The sequence below is a fragment of the Pseudoalteromonas sp. CF6-2 genome (genome assembly GCF_021729425.1).
In the GTDB taxonomy this organism is placed as follows: domain Bacteria; phylum Pseudomonadota; class Gammaproteobacteria; order Enterobacterales; family Alteromonadaceae; genus Pseudoalteromonas; species Pseudoalteromonas arabiensis.
Map to the genome: position 1 here is coordinate 109,589 of NZ_CP091442.1, position 20,412 is coordinate 130,000.

Sequence of the window (20,412 nt, forward strand, 5' to 3'; positions counted from 1 at the left end):
GGCTTGAAGAACTTGTTTACGCTGACAATAAGTATTGCGCTTGCTTACTTTCTTACAGGGTATTTAAGTAATTCGTTACTCGCTATTGATGGTTATGCGGTTGCAGCGTGGCCACCCGCAGGGATTGCCCTTGCAAGTATTCTACTACAACGCAACCGAGCCTTAGCAGGGATTATTCTTGGTGCTTTTTTAGTTAATTTGATTCACCTAGACCGTGTTTCCGATATTCTTCATTGGCAGATTATGCTCCAAGCTGTTAGCGTAACAGCTGCATCTACCTTTCAAGCTTGGGCTGCATACTACATTATCACCCATATTGTAAAAATACCGCTTGAGTTGTCATCTCTTAAAAACAGTGTACAAGGGCTCGTTATCGGTGGCCCTATTTGTTGTTTAATTGCGCCATTGACAGGGACCGCACTGTTAATAATAAATCAGGTTATTCCTAGTTATATGGCACTGAATAATTTTATTGCTTGGTGGATAGGTGACAGCATTGGTGTATTGATTTTCACACCACTTGTATTGGCGGCATTTAGTTATAACCTTATGCAACAGCGGGCGCAGATTATTGTTCCTTCACTGCTTATCTATTTGATCATTTGTATTAGCTTTTATGGTGCAGCAAGTGTGAAAAAGGACAAAGATGATCAGCGACAACAAGCGAAGGTCAGTGCTATTAAAGCCAACCTAGAGCACAAAGTAAGTGAAATACAATCACACCTAGCTTTACTTGCTACATTTTTTGCCAGCAGTGATGATGTCGACTTTCAAGAGTTCAAGCGCTTTACTTCTCGACAATTACAAGACAGTAACGAAATTGCAGCTTTTGAGTGGGCTCCTAAAGTGATGCATTCACAATTACCTGATTACCAAAGGTCACTACGCGAAGAGTTAGGGGCATCATTTTATGTGAAAGAAAAAAATGCGGCGGGCGAGTGGCAAGGCGTCTCTCAGCGAGCTATTTATTTTCCTGTTCAATATATTCACCCACTACAAGGAAATGAGTCAGCTCAAGGGTTTGATTTAGCCTCAAGTGAAGTGCGAAGAGAAGCGCTAACAAACTCCCGTTTAACTAAAAATATATCTGTTAGTGAACCCATTAGTTTAATGCAAGGTGATGGTAATGAGCGTGGGGTTTTATTCTTTAACCCCGTTTATGCTGATTTACATCGTCAGGTTGGCTTTAAAGGTTATGTCGTGGCAGTCATTAATTTAGATACTTTAGCGCAAACGCTGAATTACAATCAAACGACCGATATAGAAGCCAGCTTTTATGATGTAAGCGATGCTCAAAACCCTATTGAAATTTCAAACTCTGGGCGCATTGGGATGAAGCAAATTGCACATTTTGATTTTCATATTAGCGAACGGGTGTGGCAAATAAAGTTATCGGAGTCAGTGGCACAGTCATCTTGGCTTATGTATTGGTTTGCACAGATAGTAGGCATGTTATTTGTTTGGTTATTAATTATTTTTTTAATTTCAGTAACGGGCACAAATATACAAATACGCCAACAGGTTGCGAAACAAACCCAAAGCCTACGTAATGAAAAATTAAAAGCGGATAAAGCGAGTCAAATCAAAAGTGAATTTTTAGCCAATATGAGCCATGAAATTCGCACGCCTATCAACGGTATTAAAGGGCTTCATTATTTGGCATTGCAAGAGCAGGACTGGCAGCAAGCGCGTGATTATATTGAGCAAGCTGATAGTGCGCTCAATGTGTTATTGCGAGTGTTAAACGATGTGCTCGACTTTTCAAAAATTGAAGCAGGTCGCTTAGACTTGCATCAAGAACCAATTAATGTCTGTAACTTGGTCAGTGAAATGAGTAATTTACTGCAATTTGAACTGAACTCTCGTTCATTGCAGTTTATTGTCGATTACGATAATACACAGCCGCTGGTGATTCATACCGATGCCATTCGACTGAAACAAATATTACTAAATCTGCTGAATAACGCAGTTAAATTTACCCCCCAAGGAACCATTACCCTAAAAATTTGGCAGCAAAACGATACGACATATTTTAGTGTTATCGACACCGGCATAGGGATTAAAAAAGAGGTGCAAGAAACACTGTTTCAGCCATTTTCACAAGCCGATAGTTCGACCTCACGCCGCTTTGGTGGTACAGGGCTTGGATTAAGTATATGTAAAAAGCTTATCGACTTGATGGGCGGGGATATAACCTTGTCTAGTTCAGAAGGACAAGGGGCACAATTTACGTTCAGCCTGCCCCTAGTATCACCTTTAGAAGCTATCACACATGAAAATGAAGATTTAAGTGATATTGATATCAGCGCTGTTTCATTTGCTGAACTCGCTATTTTATTGGTTGAAGATAATCCATTAAATCAACATGTGGCGTGCGCTATTTTAGAAACCAAAGGCTGTAAGCCTGATGTCGCGAAGGATGGATATGAAGCGATCAAGATGATCAGCGAACATAAATATGATGTTGTGCTTATGGATATTCAAATGCCCAACATGGATGGCTTGCAAGCGACCAAAGTGATTCGCCAAGAGCTGATGATGACAGAGCTTCCCATTATTGGTTTGTCTGCTAATGCCCATGATGATGATTATAAAAAAGGCATTGCATGTGGTATGAACGGTTATTTAACGAAACCGATTGATGCAGAAAAGCTTTTTAAAACTATTTGGCGACTTATACAAACACAGCGCTAATAGAAAGAGGCAGACATTTGACCTCAAAAAAGTAAATAAAATCATCTAAACTTGAAATATCGTCGTGGGTACGTATGATCCGCGCAAATTTACTGAACCTGAGTGCTAATTATGATCAATAACAAACTCCCTTTGCTTGATATTCACCGTCACCTTGATGGGAATGTTCGCCCACAAACGATCTTAGACCTTGGTCGTCAGTTTAACCTTGAATTACCTGCTGATAACATTAAAGCGCTTATTCCTCATGTACAGGTAATAGACCCTGAGCCAAATCTAGTGGCTTTTTTGCAAAAGCTAGATTGGGGTGTCAAAGTACTCGGGGATTACGATGCGTGTCGCCGTATTGCTATTGAGAATGTTGAAGATGCAATCGCTCAAAAACTTGATTATGTAGAGCTGCGTTTTAGTCCTTACTATATGGCTCAGAGCCAAGGGTTACACCCAGAAGGTGTTGTTGAGGCCGTGGTCGATGGTATTAAAAGTGCCTGCCAAGGTGCTCCAATTAAAGTGAACCTGATTGGTATTATGTCGCGTACCTATGGTACTAAAATTTGTCAGCAAGAGCTTGATGCCTTATTAGCATTTAAAAATGACTTAGTCGCTGTTGACTTGGCAGGAGACGAAATGGGCTTCCCAGGAGAGTTGTTTGTTGATCATTTTAAGCAAGTGCATAATGCTTACTTGGCAGCGACTATTCACGCCGGTGAAGCACGTGGCAGCGAAAGTATCTGGCAAGCAATTAACGAGTTGGGTGCAACCCGTATTGGTCATGGTGTAAAAGCGATTGAGGATGCTGCGCTTATGGATTACTTACGTGACAACCGTATTGGTATTGAGTCTTGCTTAACCAGTAATATTCAAACAAGCACGGTAGCCGAACTTGCTACCCATCCATTAAAAACCTTTTTGGATCATGGTATTCTAGCGTCAATTAATACCGATGATCCCGCTGTAGAAGGTATTGAAATTGCGCACGAATATCAAATTGCTGCTCCTGCTGCTGGTTTAAATCAAGCTGATATGGAAAAAGCACAAGCAAATGCGCTTGAAATAGCCTACCTAAGCGATACTGATAAAGCTGTATTACAGCAACTGGCTGCAAATCGATAATCCCGAGCTATTTATACTTGGTGCTCTTGGCATGAAAGGTAATTTTCATACAATGCTTTGAGCACATCTCCGCGACTGATCATACCGACCACTTTCGTTCCCTCGACAACCGGATAGTTTTTGGGTTTTCCTGTTTTCATGTTATCAGCAAGCTCAATAATATTTTGATCACTACTGACAGTCACCACGTCGGTGCGCATGAGCTGTTTAACTTTTACAACACCATCGCAGAAATAGCTATTTTGCATTAAAGGTTGCAGCAATTCTTGCTCTGAAATAAAGCCGACCAAACATTGCTTGTCATCAAAAACAGGCGCACCCAAAAGTTTAAATTTTTGTAATTCACTGATGGCCGTAGTCATTTCTGTTTCTGGCGTAATATGCGGTAACTTACGTTGCATGAAATCTTGTACTTTGGTGTTTAGCATGTGGGTTTCTCCCCATTCGTTATTCTAAACAAAGTATGGTCAATGAAACGCTGTTTGTGAAATCGTTTGTATGGATTTGATGATTATTAATTGGACAAAATAGATCGTTGAAGGCATTAATAAAAAAGGCATTCTATATTGAATGCCTGTGAGAGTTTTTGAGTCTTTATTTACTTGATGAATGCGAATGCGTCGGCATACATATTCTCACGGATTGCGCCATGATTAATAAAGTCATCACGTACAATACCAATCATGTCAAAACGACCTGCCATATAAATATCATAGGGTTCGAGTGACACGATATCTGCCATAACAGCTTTGTGAACATAGCCTGTTTTACCTGTCCAGCTTGCTGATGCATTTTCGACGACAGGGATGTATTGAAAGTGTGGATTACTGTTAGCCCATGCTTGCATTTCATCATGAGCATACAATGCTGCTTGTTCGCGAACACCCCAGTAAAACAATACGGTGCGTTCACAACCAATTTCTGCGAGGTGATCAGCCATTGACTTTGCGTATGAGAAGCCTGTTCCGCCAGCAAGTAAAATGATTGGACGCTCACCTTCCGCACGAAGTTGCGATACACCTAAGCCAACTTCTATGTTTACTTGCTGCTGCTTAGTATGTGCTTGGCGTAAATGCTCAAGTGCTTGCATAGCATATGAGTCTGCACCAGATGCACCAATATGCAGTTCAATTTGCTCTGTGTGAGAAGGACGGCTAGCAATTGAAAAGGCACGCTTATCTTTTTCGCCTAATACAAGTTGCATATATTGGCCTGCCTCGAATGACACAGGCTGCTGTGGTTTCAAAATGACTTTATGTACATGGTCTGTAAGCGGGCTGATCGCAACAACGTCAGCGAGTAATGTTTGCATAGTTTACCTTTAATAAGCAGAAACGCATGTCGCGGTTGTAGGTTTATACAACCGTTAATTTTTGAACAGTTTATCATAGACACAGGCTAGAGAATATCTAAGCTGTCCCATATTTCATCAACACGTTGTTTAATTTCAGGACTCATTACAATGGGTTCACCCCACTCACGGTCTGTTTCTCCAGGCCATTTATTGGTGGCATCCATCCCCATTTTTGAGCCAAGGCCAGATACTGGCGATGCAAAATCCAGATAATCGATAGGTGTATTTTCGATCATTGTAGTATCACGCGCAGGATCCATACGTGTGGTAATTGCCCAGATGACATCATTCCAATCACGTGCATTGACATCATCATCGCAAACAATGACGAATTTGGTATACATAAACTGACGTAAGAAAGACCACACCCCCATCATGACTCGCTTAGCGTGGCCTGGGTATTGCTTCTTCATAGTTACCACGGCCATACGATAAGAGCAGCCTTCGGGTGGTAGGTAAAAATCAACAATTTCAGGGAATTGCTTCTGTAGGATCGGCACGAAGACTTCGTTCAATGCGACACCTAAAACGGCAGGTTCATCAGGTGGACGACCTGTGTAGGTACTATGGTAAATTGGGTTTTCACGGTGTGTGATATGAGTCACCGTCATCACTGGAAATTCATCGACTTCATTATAGTAACCCGTGTGATCGCCATAGGGGCCTTCAGGTGCCGTTTCATCCGGCATAATATAGCCTTCAAGAATAAATTCAGCTGTTGCGGGTACTTGTAAATCATTTGAGATAGATTTAACGACCTCTGTCTTACTTCCACGTAACAGACCGGCAAAGGCATATTCACTCAAGGTGTCAGGCACTGGTGTAACAGCACCTAATATGGTGGCGGGATCAGCCCCAAGCGCTATTGATACAGGGTAAGGTTCACCAGGATGCTCTTTACACCACTCTCTAAAATCGAGGGCTCCACCACGATGAGATAACCAGCGCATAATAATTTTATTTTTGCCAAGTAGTTGCTGGCGGTAAATACCTAAGTTTTGGCGCTTTTTATAAGGCCCTTTGGTGACAGTGAGTCCCCATGTGATTAAAGGTGCTGCATCGCCAGGCCAGCAGTGCTGAATTGGAAGCTGTGTTAAATCAACATCGTCACCTTCCACTATCACTTGTTGGCAAGGGGCTTTTTTTACTTCCTTTGCTGGCATGTTTAGCACTTGCTTAAATACTGGGATTTGTCCAAGTGCTTCTTTGATACCTTTAGGTGGTTCAGGTTCTTTCAAAAAAGCGAGCAGTTTGCCTACTTCACGTAATTCACTAACATCATCCTGTCCCATGCCCATTGCAACACGCTTTGGTGTACCAAATAAATTTGCTAATACAGGGGTAGAGTGACCTTTAGGGTTTTCGAATAACAACGCAGGGCCTTCGGCACGCAATGTACGGTCGGCAATCTCAGTCATTTCAAGGTAGGGATCGATTTCTTGCTTGATCCGTTTTAATTCACCTTTTTGTTCCAATAACTCGATAAACTCGCGAAGATCTTTGTATTTCATTGTGGCTACTTAAACGCTGGATAAACTGTCGCCATTATACTTAAAACCTGTGATTAAGCGAATTTCAGCAACCAGATTTTGCTAAGATTGGTTCAGTGCACAATGATATTTTTTTCCCTTTAAAATGAACATCGCTTCAGCACCCTTTGACCAAAAAAGAACAGTGTCATTGCTGTATTTAACACCTGATGCACTTACTTGTCGGTTTAATACAAAGCTCTGTTCTTTGAACAACAGCTCAGCTTCATCTTCGCTAATGTCAGCAATGCTCACTGTGGAGTCTTCGCCACATGTATAATTATTTGGATCACTTTGCTTTGCACACGCGCATAAGCTAACGAGAATGAGTCCTGAGAGAAGTGGTTTTATCATTGCGACACCCCCTGTTTACTGAATGAAGTATAAGCCTAACAAAGAAAAATTAACCGTTGGTGAAAATGACTAGATAAGTTATGTTGTGAGTGTAATTAATTGGCAAGGAATGACTATGGCAGGCACTAACTTACTCACATTACTTGACGATATCACGACACTTTTAGATGATATTGCGACTATGAGTAAAGTCGCGACTAAGAAAACGGCGGGTGTGCTTGGCGACGATCTTGCACTCAATGCGCAGCAAGTCACTGGTGTGACAGCTGACCGTGAATTACCCGTTGTTTGGGCTGTTGCTAAAGGCTCCTTTGTTAATAAAGCGATACTGGTTCCAGCCGCGTTAATAATCAGTACATGGCTTCCTTGGCTTATTACCCCTTTGCTAATGATTGGTGGTTTATTTTTATGTTTTGAAGGGGCTGAAAAAATTGTCGAAAAGTTCTTCGGCCATAAGGAGAGTTCCGAGCAGCCATCCTCGGCACATCAAGATTTGCGAGAATACGAAAAGCAGAAGGTCAAAGGAGCTATCCGTACCGACTTTATTCTTTCTGCCGAAATAATCGTCATTACGCTAGGTACTGTTGCTGGTGCGACACTTTTTAATCAAGCGTTAGTGCTGAGTGTTATCGCGGTGATCATGACGATTGGCGTGTATGGCTTAGTAGCAGGTATCGTTAAGCTGGATGATGCGGGACTTTATTTGCTTCAAACAGCAGAAAATAGTGGTAGTAAGTTAAAGGAATCACTTGGTAAATTTTTACTTGCATTGGCGCCAAAATTAATGCGCTTCTTAGCTATTGCGGGGACCATTGCCATGTTTTTAGTCGGCGGTGGTATTTTAGTGCATGGTATTGCGTTGCTACATCATACTCAGCAAGCCGTTACTCGTTTTGCATTGCAACATGCAGGCGCTGCTGGAGAGTTTGTTGCGCCCATTCTATTTGATGGCATGCTCGGCATACTTGCAGGACTCATAATTGTGGTGTGTCTACAGGGCTGGCGTAGATTAACAAGTTAATTGAAAAGGCCGGCGAGATAACCCCGCCGGCAAGAGTGTAGCACGGGAACGTTAGCGTGCTAGTGTGCAGGGTCTGACTCAAGTTTAATTAGCAATTACCTAATTAAACTCAAGCAATGATATGGTTATGTTATATTGTATCAATAGTGTTGTAAACACTATTTTACGTGAACCTTTAAAGATTATTCTAAATGGGTGCAGTCGAAAGATAGGCACAATTCTGCGAGTTCAATTTTTGCCTTAGGGTTGCTCTGTTGTGCTGCTTTGTTTAACCAGTAAACTGCTTTAGCTGTGTCTTGAGGGATGCCTTGTCCATCTCGGTACATCTGAGCTAGATTGAGCTGCCCCCATGAATATCCCGCTTCTGCAGACAGGGTAAAGCTCTCAATAGCTTCCTTATAAAGACCATCCTTAAAGTAAGTGATCCCTTGCTGGTTATTTTTATCAAGCTTTACACCTGTATAGAGAGGTTTAGGTTTAGGTGGATGCATTACAAAGCCACCAAATAGGCTATAAAGTTCTGGACGTAAAATCTTATAGATGATGTTATCGCGGTAAAAGTCATGAACTTGCTGTTTTGTTAAGGTAATTGTGTTACTGGCAAAGTAATTATCTTGTACCAGCATGCTGGTTCGCATCGCAATTTCGATATCTTTATTGTATTTATAAGTGTAGTTACCTACACGAAAGGTCATTGTATTATCATTAAATTCAATTAACTGGGCGACTTTTAAGTTATTAACGCGTTTGGGTTGACCCGTAAATTGTTCCGAAAGAACAAAGTAAGTATCAAATTGTTTTGGTTTCTCTAGGTAGTGTATTTCATTTTCGCTCTGACGTTGACTACTTAATATAAACGTCGTTAAAAGGTAGCTAATAACTAAAAAGCCTATGAAATACTTTATAAATGAAATGAGCTCTAAAACGGGCAGAGAGTACCAAGGCACATCAGTTATATGACCACAATCATCACATTGGCGCTGATAACTAATAGATAAAGGGGCGACAGGTAAAATAGTAAAACGAAGCAGCTTACTGTTATTAATCAGTGAAAAATGTTTACTCTGACAGTGAGGGCAAGTTGTAGCCTGTTTATAGAAAACATCAGCAACAGCGGTATTAAAAAGTAACATAGCTTCTTCCTTGGTAATACCCTTAAGTTAGAACATATACAGGGAGTTATAAAGTAGCAAACTGTAACGAAATATGAACTGAAGGTGTGGTGAGAGTCGTACTTATTTTTGCTTTAGAGAAAAGAGCGAATGTCTGCTATGATCACCTACATCTTCGAGGATGTCCCTCAATTATCAAGTGTGGAATTTTACTGTGACAGCAACTGCTTTTACATCATTGGCGTTACCGCAAGAGTTAGTCGAAAATTTATCGACCTTAGGTTATTCACAAATGACCCCAGTGCAAGCACAAAGCTTGCCTGTGATTTTGCAAGGGAAAGATATCATTGCGCAAGCGAAAACAGGTTCAGGTAAAACAGCTGCATTTAGTTTAGGAGTATTAGCTAAGCTAAATGTAAAACGTTTTCGTATTCAATCATTAATCTTATGTCCTACTCGTGAATTAGCCGAACAGGTGGCCCAAGAAGTACGTAAGCTAGCGCGTAGCATTCATAATATAAAGGTATTAACGCTATGTGGGGGCGTGTCTATTGGTCCGCAAATAGGTTCACTTGAACATGGTGCTCACATCGTGGTGGGCACACCTGGCCGTGTCGATGATCACATTCGCAAAGGGACACTCAGTTTAGATGATGTCGAGACATTGGTACTGGATGAAGCCGATCAAATGCTTGATATGGGATTTCAGGATACGTTAGACGCGATTGTTGACTGTATTCCAGCCCAGCGCCAGACGCTGTTATTCAGTGCGACCTATCCAAAGTCGATTGCAGCTATTGCTGAGCGAGTACTTAGCAACCCTGAAATGATCAAGGTTGAAGACGAGCAAGAAAAAAGCACGATTAAGCAATACTTTTATAAGTTGGATAACAATAAGCAGCGTTTTAATACACTAAAGCTACTGCTACTGAAGTTTCAACCTGAAAGCTGTGTGATTTTTTGTAACACCAAGGTAGAAACGCAACAGATTTGTGATGACCTTTTTGCTGAGGGCTTCAGTGCAGTTGCACTTCATGGTGACCTTGAGCAGCGAGAGAGAGAGCGCACATTAATTCGCTTTGCGAATAAGAGTGCTTCGATTTTAGTGGCGACAGACGTGGCTGCTCGCGGACTGGATATTAATGATATGGACATGGTGGTGAACTACCACCTTGCTCATGACCCACAAACTCATGTTCACCGAGTTGGCCGTACTGGGCGAGCAGGTAAAAAAGGCATTGCTTGCTCAATATATGGGGAAGCAGAACAATTCAAGGTAGCGCAAATCGGTGACCACTATGAGCGTGACTTTGACCCTGAACCACTACCGCCGTTTAGTTTACTCGAAAAGCCAGCTTATAAGCCAACGATGGCAACCATCATGATTGATGCGGGTAAAAAGCAAAAAATTCGTGCGGGTGATATCTTAGGGGCGTTAACTGGTAAAGAAGGGGTTGCAGGCCATCAAGTTGGTAAAATTAATGTGCTGGATAATGTCGCTTTTATTGCTGTTGAGCGTGTTGCTGCAAAACCTGCTTTACGAAAATTAACAGAAGGCAATATCAAAAAGCGTAAAATCCGTGCGCGTCGCCTCACTCGTTAACTGATCATAATGAGCAATATAATTTAAGTTGCTCATATTCACCTTGTATTTGTTTAAACATCACCGCAGAGCCCTGCTTATCTGGGTGGTGTTTTAATGCAAGTTGCCGCCAACGTTTTTGTACATCCTTTAACGAATATTCAGTATTTAAATTCCACCGCTCCCGTATTTCTTGGTGTTGTAAGGGAGTGAGTTTTTTTGTGGTATTTACAGAAGTTTGCTGACCAAAATGTTGCCAGAAATTATCGAGAAGTGCTGCAATTTCATCGTTAGATGTGTCGTAATTGTGCCAATCTAGGTAGTAGTCTCTTAAAGGTTCAGCTTGTAGTAATGCAGTATGTGAGGGTGTATTTACAAGCTCTATATGCAGCGAAGCGATACGGAGATGGTAGTCAGGGACCAGCTGTAATTGCAACTGATAAAGTGCATTCATGACTAGAAAATTGCGCTTAAACAAGTCTTTTTGCGGGTCATCATCGAGTGCTTTGATGTGATTCGTTTCTGATAAGGCGCTTGCTAATGTGTGAACTTTCCAAATCGGCTGTCTTATAAGTAAGCAAAAAATCTCGTCAATCAGTGGGTTAACCATTGTTCGTAAGCCGATGTTTAGTGTAATCTTTATTTTATACACGCTATCACAGCAACGTTATTAAAACCATGCTCGTGTTTTTAATCGTTGGCGCATTTAATCAAGGTTTAATTTTAGTGGCCTATGCTACTAAGCTTTTAGGGATATATACAATATGCTTATAAAATTGCGCAGCGGCTTAATTAACTTGACGTTTTTTTGCTGGGGCTTATTTTTATTTACCGATATTGCGCATGCCCACCCTTCATTATTGGAGCGTTTTAATCAATCTCAGCAATGGGATGAAAAGTTGCAGTTAGGAAAAAAACTGCTGGCTTCTTCTGTGTTAAGTTCACAAAAACAGCATGAAATTCATATGCAACTAGGCGATTTGGCACTCGAGCAGGGCAATTTTACTGCTGCCGTTGAGCATTACCAGTTGGCTGAGAAAAGTACGACTTTGGAATCGGATCCTGAGGGGTATTTTTTAGCAATGAAAATGCAAGGTGTCACCTATTATTACCAAGGTCTAATGCAACAAGCCGTCGCGACGTACCTACGTGCTTTGAAAGTCGCGGAAAATATGAAAGATCCTATTTCTAAAGCAAATTTGCTCAGTAATATTGGCCTTGCTTATTTTAATATGTTCAATATGCATCAAGCACTGGATTACTATAAACAAGCTAAAACATTGTTTGAGCAATACGGCACTGCTCAAGATAAAGCTGATATTTTGCATAATATCGCAGGCATTTATATTCGTTTATCGAGTTATAGTACAGCACTTGATATGTATCGAGAGACGCTTGAGATCTATCAAGAGCTAGGTGATAAAGATGGAGTGGCACAGTCTTATGGCAATATGGGAGTCGCTTATTCTGAGTTAGGGCAATATCAGTTGTCACTACATTATTATCAGCGAGCTTTACGCTATTACCAATCAACAAATAATGCCTATTACTTATCATCGCGACATGGCAATATCGCCAATGTTTACTTGCGCACAGGCGATCTTGAACTTGCTATTAGTCATGCCGAGAAAGCGGTAGAGTTTGCCCAGCAGATAGATAATAAGTCCTTGGAGTTAGCGGGCCTATTTTCGCTTGCGAAAATAGAGTTACTGCAAGGGAAGTTAGCAAAGGCAGAGCAAACCCTTAATGCCTCCACAAAAATGGCAGAAGAATTTAAGGATGAATTACGCGTTCTTGACGGTTTGGGCATGCGTGCATTAATTAAAGCAGGGCAAGGGGATTATAAAGCGTCGGTGGCCTTGTTTGACCAATTTGTGCGCGACACGAATACCGCTAAAAATGAGAAGTTGCTGAAATCCTTGGGTGAACTACAAAGTCAAATACAAGCAAGCCAACTAAACCAAGAGATCCTTGATTTAAAACAACAGCAAAGTGTGCAAGAGCTAGAAATGTCTAAGCAACGACAGTTGGCTATTATGTTATTTATTCTATTTATAATGTTGGTGGTGACAGGGGTCACTGTTTATCGACGTAGCATAGAAAAAAGAGCAAAAGAGCAGCTGTCTCTGATGGTTGCTAAGCGCACTAAAGAGTTAGAAAAAACAGCGGATCAACTACGCAAAGCTAATGAAATAAAAAGCCAGTTTTTAGCGAATATAAGTCATGAAATACGTACCCCGCTGACAGCCATTTTAGGTCAGACCGATAACTTGATGAATGGCCTTTATAAACCCGAATCTCTCAATGACGAATTGCGTGTCATTCACAAGCAAAGTGAGCACTTAAAAGAGCTTATTAATGACGTACTTGATATTAGTAAAATCGAAGCTAATAAACTGGAATTAAACTTAAAAGAAGGTGATCTCGTTAAATTATCAACGGATGTTCATGCCATGCTAAGTGGGCAAGCCATAGATAAAAACTTGCAGTTCACATTTCATAATGAGTTAGGTGAGCAATTTTATAGTTATTTAGACTTTACTCGGATCAAACAAATTTTGATCAATCTATGTGCTAATGCTATCAAGTTTACTCATCAGGGAGAGGTGAGGTTATATGCTTCCTTATCCCAGCATGGGGTATGGTTTCGAGTAACAGATACTGGCATTGGTATGAATGAAGAGCAGCTTAAGTTGATCTTCGAATGTTTTAGTCAGGCTGATAATAGTATAAGCCGACGTTTTGGCGGAACGGGATTAGGACTGAGCTTATCGCAGCAGCTAGCGATGATGATGGGTGGTTATATAAGTGTTGAGAGTGAAGTAAACAAAGGCAGCGAGTTTTCATTTTACTTACCCTGCAAAGAGCATATTCCAGCTATGGATAAAATAGAGCATGATGTAAGCAATCTGCAAGCATCTTCGGGACTTAGCGGTAAGGTACTCCTAGCGGAAGATCATGTTGATAATCGTAGATTAATTCACCGTTATTTAGAGTCGATGGGATTAGAAGTCATTGCTGTAGAAAACGGTGAGCAAGCCGTTGAACAGTGTCTGCAAGCTTTTCCTGACGTTGTTTTACTTGATATTCAAATGCCGGTGCTCGATGGGTTAAGTGCGCTTAAATTGTTACGTGATTGTGGTTTTACTCAACCTGTTTATGCGTTAACAGCGAATGCTATTAGCCATGAAGTTGAAGCCTATTTAAAAGCAGGCTTTACAGGCTATTTAGCCAAGCCGATAGACAAAAAAGTGTTTTACACTCAGCTTGCGAAACACTGTAAAAATGCCATTAATATAAAGGACGAGCAACAGGATATGAGCGATTTGGTTGCAAGCTTTATTGGTAGTTTTGACTATGAAGCTTCACAAGTTCAGTTGCATTTCTCAGAGCAAGATTTATTTAATCTACAACAAGATGCGCACCGAATTGGAGGGGCTGCAAAAATGTTTGCCCTCGATGAAGTTGCCAACAGCGCGATGGCACTTGAATTGGCACTTAAGCATAATCAACTTATAGAGCTGCCAAGTTTAGTCGCTCAATTACTTGATCAGCTGCACAGTGCATCAGAGACTCAAAATAGCTCAATGTCACCCTCCTGAATTTGTTCGATAGCTTTACTATGGGAGCTTTCAAATCGGGAGCGGTCAACTCGCTGTATTAAATCTGTTGACGGGTGAGTGATTTTAAAGATAGACAACTTCTCATCTAATGTATGTGCTAGTTTTACTAAATCTTGACTTGAAACAGCCTGAATCTGTGAACTGGATAGCGCATCTGAATTAAGTTCTACCATTGACTCAATACTCGCTTGAGCTTCATCAGACATCTGACTTTGTATGGCAACTTGCTCATGGATATTTTCTGATAACGCATTGATGGCAAGCATCGCTTGTTCAATCTTATTGGTTTCTTTGGTGGACTCTTCTGATAGCTCAACTGTTTGCTCGGTTTCTTTTAATGCCGTTTGCATTAGCTGAACCGCACGTTCAGTACCATGTTGAATTTTGGACACCATCTCTTGTACTTCTTGCGTTGATTGGCTTGTGCGGGCTGCCAAGTTACGTACTTCATCTGCAACAACAGCAAAGCCTCGTCCTTGCTCACCAGCCCGTGCTGCTTCAATCGCTGCGTTTAACGCCAGCAAGTTCGTTTGTTCGGCAATTCCATTGATTACATCTATCACAGAGCCTATAGCATCACTGTCTTTTTTTAGCAGAATAATTTGCCCACTCGTTTGATTAATATTTTCTGCTAATTTTATTAGGCTTGCTTGGCTTTTATCTGCATCTACACGTGTCTGCTTAACTGAGTTTGTTGCATCGGATACCGCATGGTAAATTTTTTCTAAGCTGGTATCTAATTCCCTTGATACATCAATGGTTTTTTCAATCGTGTTTGCTAGGTCAACACCATGAGCATTTTGAATAGTCGCTTTTTGAGTCATAGAGGCATAAGTGTCTCGTAAGGCATCAGCCATTGGTAATAATCGTGCTGATGATGCATAAATCTCACTTAGCATATGTTCCACAATTGTGAGGTTGGCATTTAATGCATGACATGCTTTGGGGAGATGTTTATTACCTTCATCAAATCTGAAGGAAAAGTTGATTCCATTTTCAGAGGTGATATTTGAGACAAAATGAATTAAGTGGTCGCGTTGCTTTTTGTCATTTATATATAGAAAGCTTAGCATGACAAGCCACGGCAAAATAATAGCTGCGCTGAGCGTGATGCAGGCAAGAGGGCTAAAATTAAAAAAATAAAAACTAGCAATACAACTAAGTAGGCTTATTACAAACAGGGTTATAGCTACTTTAAAGCGAATCATTGAAGTGTCCTTTGCCCTTAATCTTATTAGGTATAGAACAGCTTTAATGTATATTCCAACTTATACCAATCGATACGACCTAAAAATAGCTTTTTTAAGTGTATTGGTATTATAGGTAAAGCACAGAGAGTGAGTTATAAAAAATGCCTGTGTTTTAAACAGGCATTTTTTGAAGTCTATTCGCGTTTATTTACGCTTCATTGAATCGAAAAACTCATCATTGGTTTTGCTCATTGAGAGCTTATCAATTAAGAATTCCATCGCATCTATTTCAGACATCTCATGAACTATCTTACGTAAGATCCACATTTTCTGTAGTTCATCAGGCTTAGTCAATAACTCTTCGCGACGAGTACCTGAGCGGTTAAAATCGATAGCAGGGAATACACGCTTTTCAGCAATCTTACGATTTAAGTGAAGTTCCATGTTACCTGTACCTTTAAACTCTTCGTAGATAACTTCGTCCATCTTCGAACCGGTATCAATAAGCGCAGTTGCAATAATTGTTAAACTGCCACCTTCTTCTACATTACGAGCAGCACCAAAGAAACGTTTTGGTTTATGTAGTGCGTTCGCGTCAACACCACCGGTTAATACCTTACCAGACGAAGGAATAACCGTATTGTAGGCACGAGCAAGACGAGTGATTGAATCAAGTAAGATAACCACGTCTTTTTTGTGCTCTACAAGGCGTTTTGCTTTCTCGATAACCATCTCTGCAACTTGAACATGTCGGCTTGCTGGTTCATCAAATGTAGATGCAATCACTTCACCTTTAACAAGGCGTTGCATCTCAGTTACTTCTTCTGGACGTTCGTCGATTAGAAGAACCATTAGCTCACAGTCAGGTTGGTTATAGCTGATTGATTGCGCAATATTTTGCAGCAGCATCGTTTTACCTGCCTTTGGCGGTGCAACGATAAGTGCGCGTTGGCCTTTACCAATTGGTGAGGCCAAATCAAGTACACGCGCTGTAATGTCTTCAGTACTACCATTACCACGTTCCATACGTAAACGTTCGTTTGCGTGAAGTGGAGTAAGGTTTTCAAAAAGGATTTTAGTGCGTGAGTTTTCAGGTTTGTCGAAGTTAACTTCATTGACTTTCAGGAGTGCGAAGTAACGTTCACCATCTTTTGGCGGACGAATTAAGCCTGAAATTGAGTCACCAGTACGCATGCTGAATCGGCGGATTTGACTCGGAGATACATAAATATCATCTGGGCCTGCTAAATAAGATGCTTCTGATGATCTTAAGAAACCAAAACCATCTTGTAAGATTTCTAGTACACCGCCGCCAAAAATGTTTTCACCGCTTTTAGCGTGTGCTTTTAGAATGGCAAAAATAATGTCTTGTTTTCTTAAACGGGCTACGTTTTCGAGCCCCATGGACTCAGCTAGGTTTACAAGCTCTTTGATCGACTTGTCTTTTAATTCGCGTAAATGCATATTGGTGGGTTCTTTATTACAATTATCATACTCAAATCATCGTTTGATACATGAGTGAGGTTTGTTGGTATAACTAAGGATTAGTTGGCTTTATAAACTAGCAGGTCACTAGCTAGGCGTCCAGTCTTTAAACAAAATAAAGTTAAAAAAAGGGCAAAAAGCCCTTTTTCACAGTCAAAATTAGATGTTGTTCTCTAAAAACTCAACTAATTGAGTCTTAGAAAGTGCACCTACTTTAGTCGCTGCCACTTGACCATCTTTGAAAAGAAGTAACGTAGGGATACCACGAATACCAAATTTAGGTGGTGTACCTGCATTTTGGTCGATATTAAGTTTACCTACTGTCACACGTCCGTCAAATTCACCCGCTACTTCGTCAAGAATTGGGGCGATCATTTTACAAGGTCCGCACCATTCAGCCCAAAAATCAACAAGTACAGGTTTGTCTGATTGAAGTACGTCAGCTTCAAAGCTATCGTCAGTTAATTGAATAATTTTCTCGCTCATTGCGATCTCCGATAAGTTAGGCGAAATATTTAATGCGTATTTAAACACTCTTGTTTCTTATTGCAAGTTTAAACGTTATGCTTAAACGCTATGACTAAGACACATTTGACCGATAAAAAGTTTTCAGACTTTGCTATCGCACCGGAAGTGGTTGCCGGTTTAACCGAAAATGGGTTTGAATATTGCACTCCCATTCAAGCTAAATGCCTACCTTTTATCTGTGAGGGCCGCGATATTGCTGGCCAAGCACAAACGGGTACGGGCAAAACGTTGGCGTTTTTAACTGCCACGTGCCATCGGTTATTACAATCTAGCAAAGCATCTAGTAAACATCCAAGAGCCCTGATCATGGCCCCAACTCGGGAGCTGGCGATTCAGATACACAAAGATGCAAAAATTTTAGCGCCACACTGTAATCTTAACTTAGGTTTAGTATATGGTGGCGAAGATTACGAAAAACAACGTGCACAATTAGAAAAAGGCGTTGATATTTTAATTGGCACCACTGGACGCCTTATCGATCTTTACAAACAGGGTTGTTACACCTTGAACGAAATTGAGGTCGTGGTGCTTGATGAAGCCGATCGGATGTTTGATTTAGGATTTATTAAAGACATTCGTTATATGTTTAGGCGTATGCCAGAAGCATCTGAACGCTTGAATTTATTGTTTTCAGCAACCTTGTCTTATCGCGTGCAAGAGTTGGCATTTGAGCATATGACAAACCCAGAGCACGTACAAGTTGAGCCAGACGTAAAAACTGGCAAACGTATTCAAGAAGAGCTATTTCATCCATCACAAGATGACAAAATTAAGTTACTGTTAACGTTAATTGAAGAAGAATGGCCAGATAAAGCAATTGTGTTTGCAAATACCAAACACAGTTGTGAAAATGTTTATGCATGGATGAAAGCGGATGGCCATCGTGTTGGATTACTAACCGGTGACGTGAACCAGAAAAAACGTCAATCAATTTTGGCTCAATTTACCAAAGGCGATTTAGACTTTTTAGTGGCAACAGACGTTGCTGCTCGTGGTTTACATATTCCAGAAGTAAGTCATGTATTTAATTTTGATTTACCAGATGATTGTGAAGATTATGTACATCGCATAGGGCGTACCGGCCGTGCTGGTGCATCAGGCCATGCGATTAGTTTTGCTTGTGAGCAATACGCATATAACCTTCATGAGATTGAACAGTACATAGAGCACAGCATTCCATTATCGCATTATGATAAAAGTGCATTGCTTGATGATTTAACTAAGCCTACTATTCAGAAAAAGCGGAACTATTCTACAGGCCCACGTAATCGTAATAACAACGGACGTCGCCCAAACAATAGTTACCAAAAATCACGGTCGTCATAAACGGCCGTTTTTAAGACTTAGTAGTAACTAGAGGTTTTTGAACGGTGGGGCAACTTCAACCGCAAAAAAATGTGTATGCAGTTATTGATTTAGGCTCTAACAGTTTTCATATGTTAATCGCAAAATCAATCGCTGGCGGTCTGCAAACGATCGGTCGAGTCAAACGTAAGGTGAGGCTGGCTGCTGGGCTTGATGAAAACAATGTGCTTAGCAAAGAAGCCATGCAACGAGGTTGGGAGTGCCTAGCCTTGTTCGCTGAGCGTTTACAAGACATACCAAAAGATAATATCACCATCGTTGCAACCGCAACCTTACGTCTTGCTACCAATGCCGATGTATTCAAGCAAAAAGCTGAGCAGATCCTTGGTCATAAAATCAACGTCATCAGCGGTGAGCTAGAAGCAAAGACGATTTACAAAGGTGTGGCACATACATCAGCTTGCAATGGCAAACAGCTTGTTATCGATATTGGTGGGGCAAGCACTGAAGTCGTCATTGGCAAAGATTTTGAGGCATTACACTATAAAAGTCTGAATATGGGGTGCGTGACTTTTCTTGAGCGTTACTTCAAAGATCAAAAGCTCAATGAAAAGAATTTCAATGCAGCTATAAAAGCAGCGCATGATGTGGTTAAAGGTATTGTTGCAGAGTATAAAAAATCTGGTTGGCAAATCGCCAGCGGTGCATCTGGTACAGTGCAAGCAATTCAAGAAATCATGGTTGCACAAAATCAAGATGAGCTCTTAACGCTTGATAAGCTTTTAGCTATCAAAGAGCAAGCAATCCAATATGACACAATTGCTGATCTTGAGCTTCCAGGCTTAATAGAGGAAAGGCGTCTAGTATTCGTTTCAGGACTAGCCATTTTAATTGCTTTATTCGAGTCGTTAAATATAAAGCAAATGGGTCTTGCTCGTGGCGCATTACGTGAAGGTGTTTTATATAGCATGGTGCCTGAGCTACATAACCATGACATTCGTAAGCGTACAGTGGATGGCTTAATGAATCGTTACCATGTAGATCAAAAGCAGGCTTGCCGTGTCGCACAACTTGCAGAGCAATTGGCAAAAAGTGTAAAAGGGCAATGGCAATCAATTGATAGCAATGCAATCGCGCTATTAAAGACAGTGGCAAAATTGCATGAGATTGGTTTGCTAATCGAGTATAAACAGTATCACAAACATACCGCTTATATATTAGAGAACACAGATATGCCTGGGTTCTCACAATCTGAGCATAAACTGATTACTGCCGTTGCGAATGAACATCGCTCAGATCTGATCAAACACAGTTTTGATCATTTAGGCTGTCATAAACAACTAGCAGAATGTTTGGCTAGAATAGTGAGGGTCGCAGTGATCTTATCTATGCGTCGACAAGATGACGTACTACCGTTGCTTGACTTAAGTGTAAACGAAAACATCCTGACGCTGACATTTGATGGCGATTGGTTAAAATATCATCCATTAATGGCCAGTGAGCTGCAACTAGAATCCAAGCT

16 protein-coding genes (1 of these 16 running past the window's edge) are annotated in these 20,412 nt (G+C 40.9%); 7 read left to right on the forward strand and 9 right to left on the reverse strand.

Annotated features, from left to right (window positions below; all coding sequences use genetic code 11):
- Positions 1 to 3 precede the first annotated feature (3 nt).
- Together L3Q70_RS00585 and add are read left to right on the forward strand one after the other, a co-directional pair.
- On the forward strand, positions 4 to 2,694 hold the full coding sequence (locus L3Q70_RS00585; protein ID WP_237114680.1) for a CHASE domain-containing protein: 2,691 nt from the start codon (positions 4 to 6) through the stop codon (positions 2,692 to 2,694).
- 111 nt (positions 2,695 to 2,805) lie between these two features.
- Positions 2,806 to 3,807 (forward strand): adenosine deaminase, encoded by a 1,002-nt coding sequence (gene add, locus L3Q70_RS00590; RefSeq protein ID WP_237114681.1) that lies wholly within the window; start codon positions 2,806 to 2,808, stop codon positions 3,805 to 3,807.
- Positions 3,808 to 3,818: 11 nt separating this feature from the next.
- On the opposite strand, the gene L3Q70_RS00595 is transcribed toward add, so the two are convergent.
- The 4 genes from L3Q70_RS00595 to L3Q70_RS00610 form a co-directional block, all read right to left on the reverse strand.
- Complete coding sequence (locus L3Q70_RS00595) at positions 3,819 to 4,235, reverse strand: CBS domain-containing protein (protein WP_062569488.1); 417 nt, start codon at positions 4,233 to 4,235, stop codon at positions 3,819 to 3,821.
- Between the two features lie 170 nt (positions 4,236 to 4,405).
- A complete protein-coding gene (fre, locus tag L3Q70_RS00600; RefSeq protein ID WP_237114682.1) occupies positions 4,406 to 5,119 on the reverse strand; it encodes an NAD(P)H-flavin reductase in 714 nt (237 codons plus the stop codon).
- 86 nt (positions 5,120 to 5,205) lie between these two features.
- The gene (gene ubiD / locus L3Q70_RS00605) at positions 5,206 to 6,672 is read right to left on the reverse strand and encodes a 4-hydroxy-3-polyprenylbenzoate decarboxylase (protein ID WP_062569490.1); all 1,467 of its coding nucleotides are present in this window, start codon (positions 6,670 to 6,672) and stop codon (positions 5,206 to 5,208) included.
- Positions 6,673 to 6,753: 81 nt separating this feature from the next.
- On the reverse strand, positions 6,754 to 7,044 hold the full coding sequence (locus tag L3Q70_RS00610; protein WP_062569491.1) for an MliC family protein: 291 nt from the start codon (positions 7,042 to 7,044) through the stop codon (positions 6,754 to 6,756).
- Between the two features lie 115 nt (positions 7,045 to 7,159).
- Here L3Q70_RS00610 and L3Q70_RS00615 point away from each other — a divergent pair, with 115 nt between their 5' ends.
- Positions 7,160 to 8,065: a DUF808 domain-containing protein gene (locus L3Q70_RS00615; RefSeq protein WP_062569492.1), complete on the forward strand. Its 906-nt coding sequence runs from the start codon at positions 7,160 to 7,162 to the stop codon at positions 8,063 to 8,065.
- 182 nt (positions 8,066 to 8,247) lie between these two features.
- Here L3Q70_RS00615 and L3Q70_RS00620 read toward each other — a convergent pair whose 3' ends face one another.
- A complete protein-coding gene (locus tag L3Q70_RS00620; RefSeq protein WP_237114683.1) occupies positions 8,248 to 9,198 on the reverse strand; it encodes a tetratricopeptide repeat protein in 951 nt (316 codons plus the stop codon).
- 193 nt (positions 9,199 to 9,391) lie between these two features.
- Between L3Q70_RS00620 and dbpA the strand changes: the two genes are divergently transcribed.
- Positions 9,392 to 10,780, forward strand: coding sequence for an ATP-dependent RNA helicase DbpA (dbpA, locus tag L3Q70_RS00625; protein WP_237114684.1), 1,389 nt, complete (start codon positions 9,392 to 9,394; stop codon positions 10,778 to 10,780).
- Between the two features lie 4 nt (positions 10,781 to 10,784).
- Here the strand turns inward: dbpA and L3Q70_RS00630 are convergent, their stop codons facing one another.
- Positions 10,785 to 11,369 carry a DNA-J related domain-containing protein gene (locus tag L3Q70_RS00630; RefSeq protein ID WP_237115229.1) on the reverse strand — a complete coding sequence of 195 codons (585 nt, stop codon included), beginning with the start codon at positions 11,367 to 11,369 and terminating at the stop codon, positions 10,785 to 10,787.
- Between the two features lie 154 nt (positions 11,370 to 11,523).
- Here L3Q70_RS00630 and L3Q70_RS00635 point away from each other — a divergent pair, with 154 nt between their 5' ends.
- A complete protein-coding gene (locus tag L3Q70_RS00635) occupies positions 11,524 to 14,361 on the forward strand; it encodes a tetratricopeptide repeat protein (protein WP_237114685.1) in 2,838 nt (945 codons plus the stop codon).
- Here L3Q70_RS00635 and L3Q70_RS20370 read toward each other — a convergent pair.
- The 3 genes from L3Q70_RS20370 to trxA all read right to left on the reverse strand — a co-directional run bounded on the left by L3Q70_RS20370 (position 14,334) and on the right by trxA (position 17,543).
- Entirely contained in the window at positions 14,334 to 15,590 is a 1,257-nt protein-coding gene (locus tag L3Q70_RS20370) for a methyl-accepting chemotaxis protein (RefSeq protein WP_276574710.1), read from the reverse strand. The genes L3Q70_RS00635 and L3Q70_RS20370 overlap by 28 nt on opposite strands.
- 186 nt (positions 15,591 to 15,776) lie before the next feature.
- Positions 15,777 to 17,036, reverse strand: a complete 1,260-nt coding sequence (gene rho / locus L3Q70_RS00645; protein ID WP_062569498.1) for a transcription termination factor Rho — start codon at positions 17,034 to 17,036, stop codon at positions 15,777 to 15,779.
- A 180-nt stretch (positions 17,037 to 17,216) separates the two neighbouring features.
- A complete protein-coding gene (gene trxA, locus L3Q70_RS00650) occupies positions 17,217 to 17,543 on the reverse strand; it encodes a thioredoxin TrxA (protein WP_054554679.1) in 327 nt (108 codons plus the stop codon).
- A gap of 90 nt (positions 17,544 to 17,633) precedes the next feature.
- Here trxA and rhlB point away from each other — a divergent pair, with 90 nt between their 5' ends.
- Both rhlB and gppA read left to right on the forward strand, forming a co-directional pair.
- The gene (rhlB, locus tag L3Q70_RS00655; protein ID WP_062569499.1) at positions 17,634 to 18,911 is read left to right on the forward strand and encodes an ATP-dependent RNA helicase RhlB; all 1,278 of its coding nucleotides are present in this window, start codon (positions 17,634 to 17,636) and stop codon (positions 18,909 to 18,911) included.
- A 44-nt stretch (positions 18,912 to 18,955) separates the two neighbouring features.
- Positions 18,956 to 20,412 carry the 5' portion of a guanosine-5'-triphosphate,3'-diphosphate diphosphatase gene (gene gppA, locus L3Q70_RS00660; protein WP_062569500.1) on the forward strand. Its footprint extends 37 nt past the window's final position, so the window shows 1,457 of its 1,494 coding nt (coding positions 1–1,457); its start codon is at positions 18,956 to 18,958; its stop codon lies off the right edge, out of view.

Bases quoted from the DNA above. Each gene is read 5' to 3' on its own strand.
- L3Q70_RS00610 (WP_062569491.1), bottom strand. From the start codon at position 7,044: ATGATAAAACCACTTCTCTCAGGACTCATTCTCGTTAGCTTATGCGCG.
- L3Q70_RS00615 (WP_062569492.1), top strand. From the start codon at position 7,160: ATGGCAGGCACTAACTTACTCACATTACTTGACGATATCACGACACTT.
- L3Q70_RS00635 (WP_237114685.1), top strand. From the start codon at position 11,524: ATGCTTATAAAATTGCGCAGCGGCTTAATTAACTTGACGTTTTTTTGC.
- ubiD (WP_062569490.1), bottom strand. From the start codon at position 6,672: ATGAAATACAAAGATCTTCGCGAGTTTATCGAGTTATTGGAACAAAAA.
- L3Q70_RS00595 (WP_062569488.1), bottom strand. From the start codon at position 4,235: ATGCTAAACACCAAAGTACAAGATTTCATGCAACGTAAGTTACCGCAT.
- trxA (WP_054554679.1), bottom strand. From the start codon at position 17,543: ATGAGCGAGAAAATTATTCAATTAACTGACGATAGCTTTGAAGCTGAC.
- fre (WP_237114682.1), bottom strand. From the start codon at position 5,119: ATGCAAACATTACTCGCTGACGTTGTTGCGATCAGCCCGCTTACAGAC.
- rho (WP_062569498.1), bottom strand. From the start codon at position 17,036: ATGCATTTACGCGAATTAAAAGACAAGTCGATCAAAGAGCTTGTAAAC.
- L3Q70_RS20370 (WP_276574710.1), bottom strand. From the start codon at position 15,590: ATGATTCGCTTTAAAGTAGCTATAACCCTGTTTGTAATAAGCCTACTT.
- rhlB (WP_062569499.1), top strand. From the start codon at position 17,634: ATGACTAAGACACATTTGACCGATAAAAAGTTTTCAGACTTTGCTATC.
- add (WP_237114681.1), top strand. From the start codon at position 2,806: ATGATCAATAACAAACTCCCTTTGCTTGATATTCACCGTCACCTTGAT.
- L3Q70_RS00630 (WP_237115229.1), bottom strand. From the start codon at position 11,369: ATGGTTAACCCACTGATTGACGAGATTTTTTGCTTACTTATAAGACAG.
- L3Q70_RS00620 (WP_237114683.1), bottom strand. From the start codon at position 9,198: ATGTTACTTTTTAATACCGCTGTTGCTGATGTTTTCTATAAACAGGCT.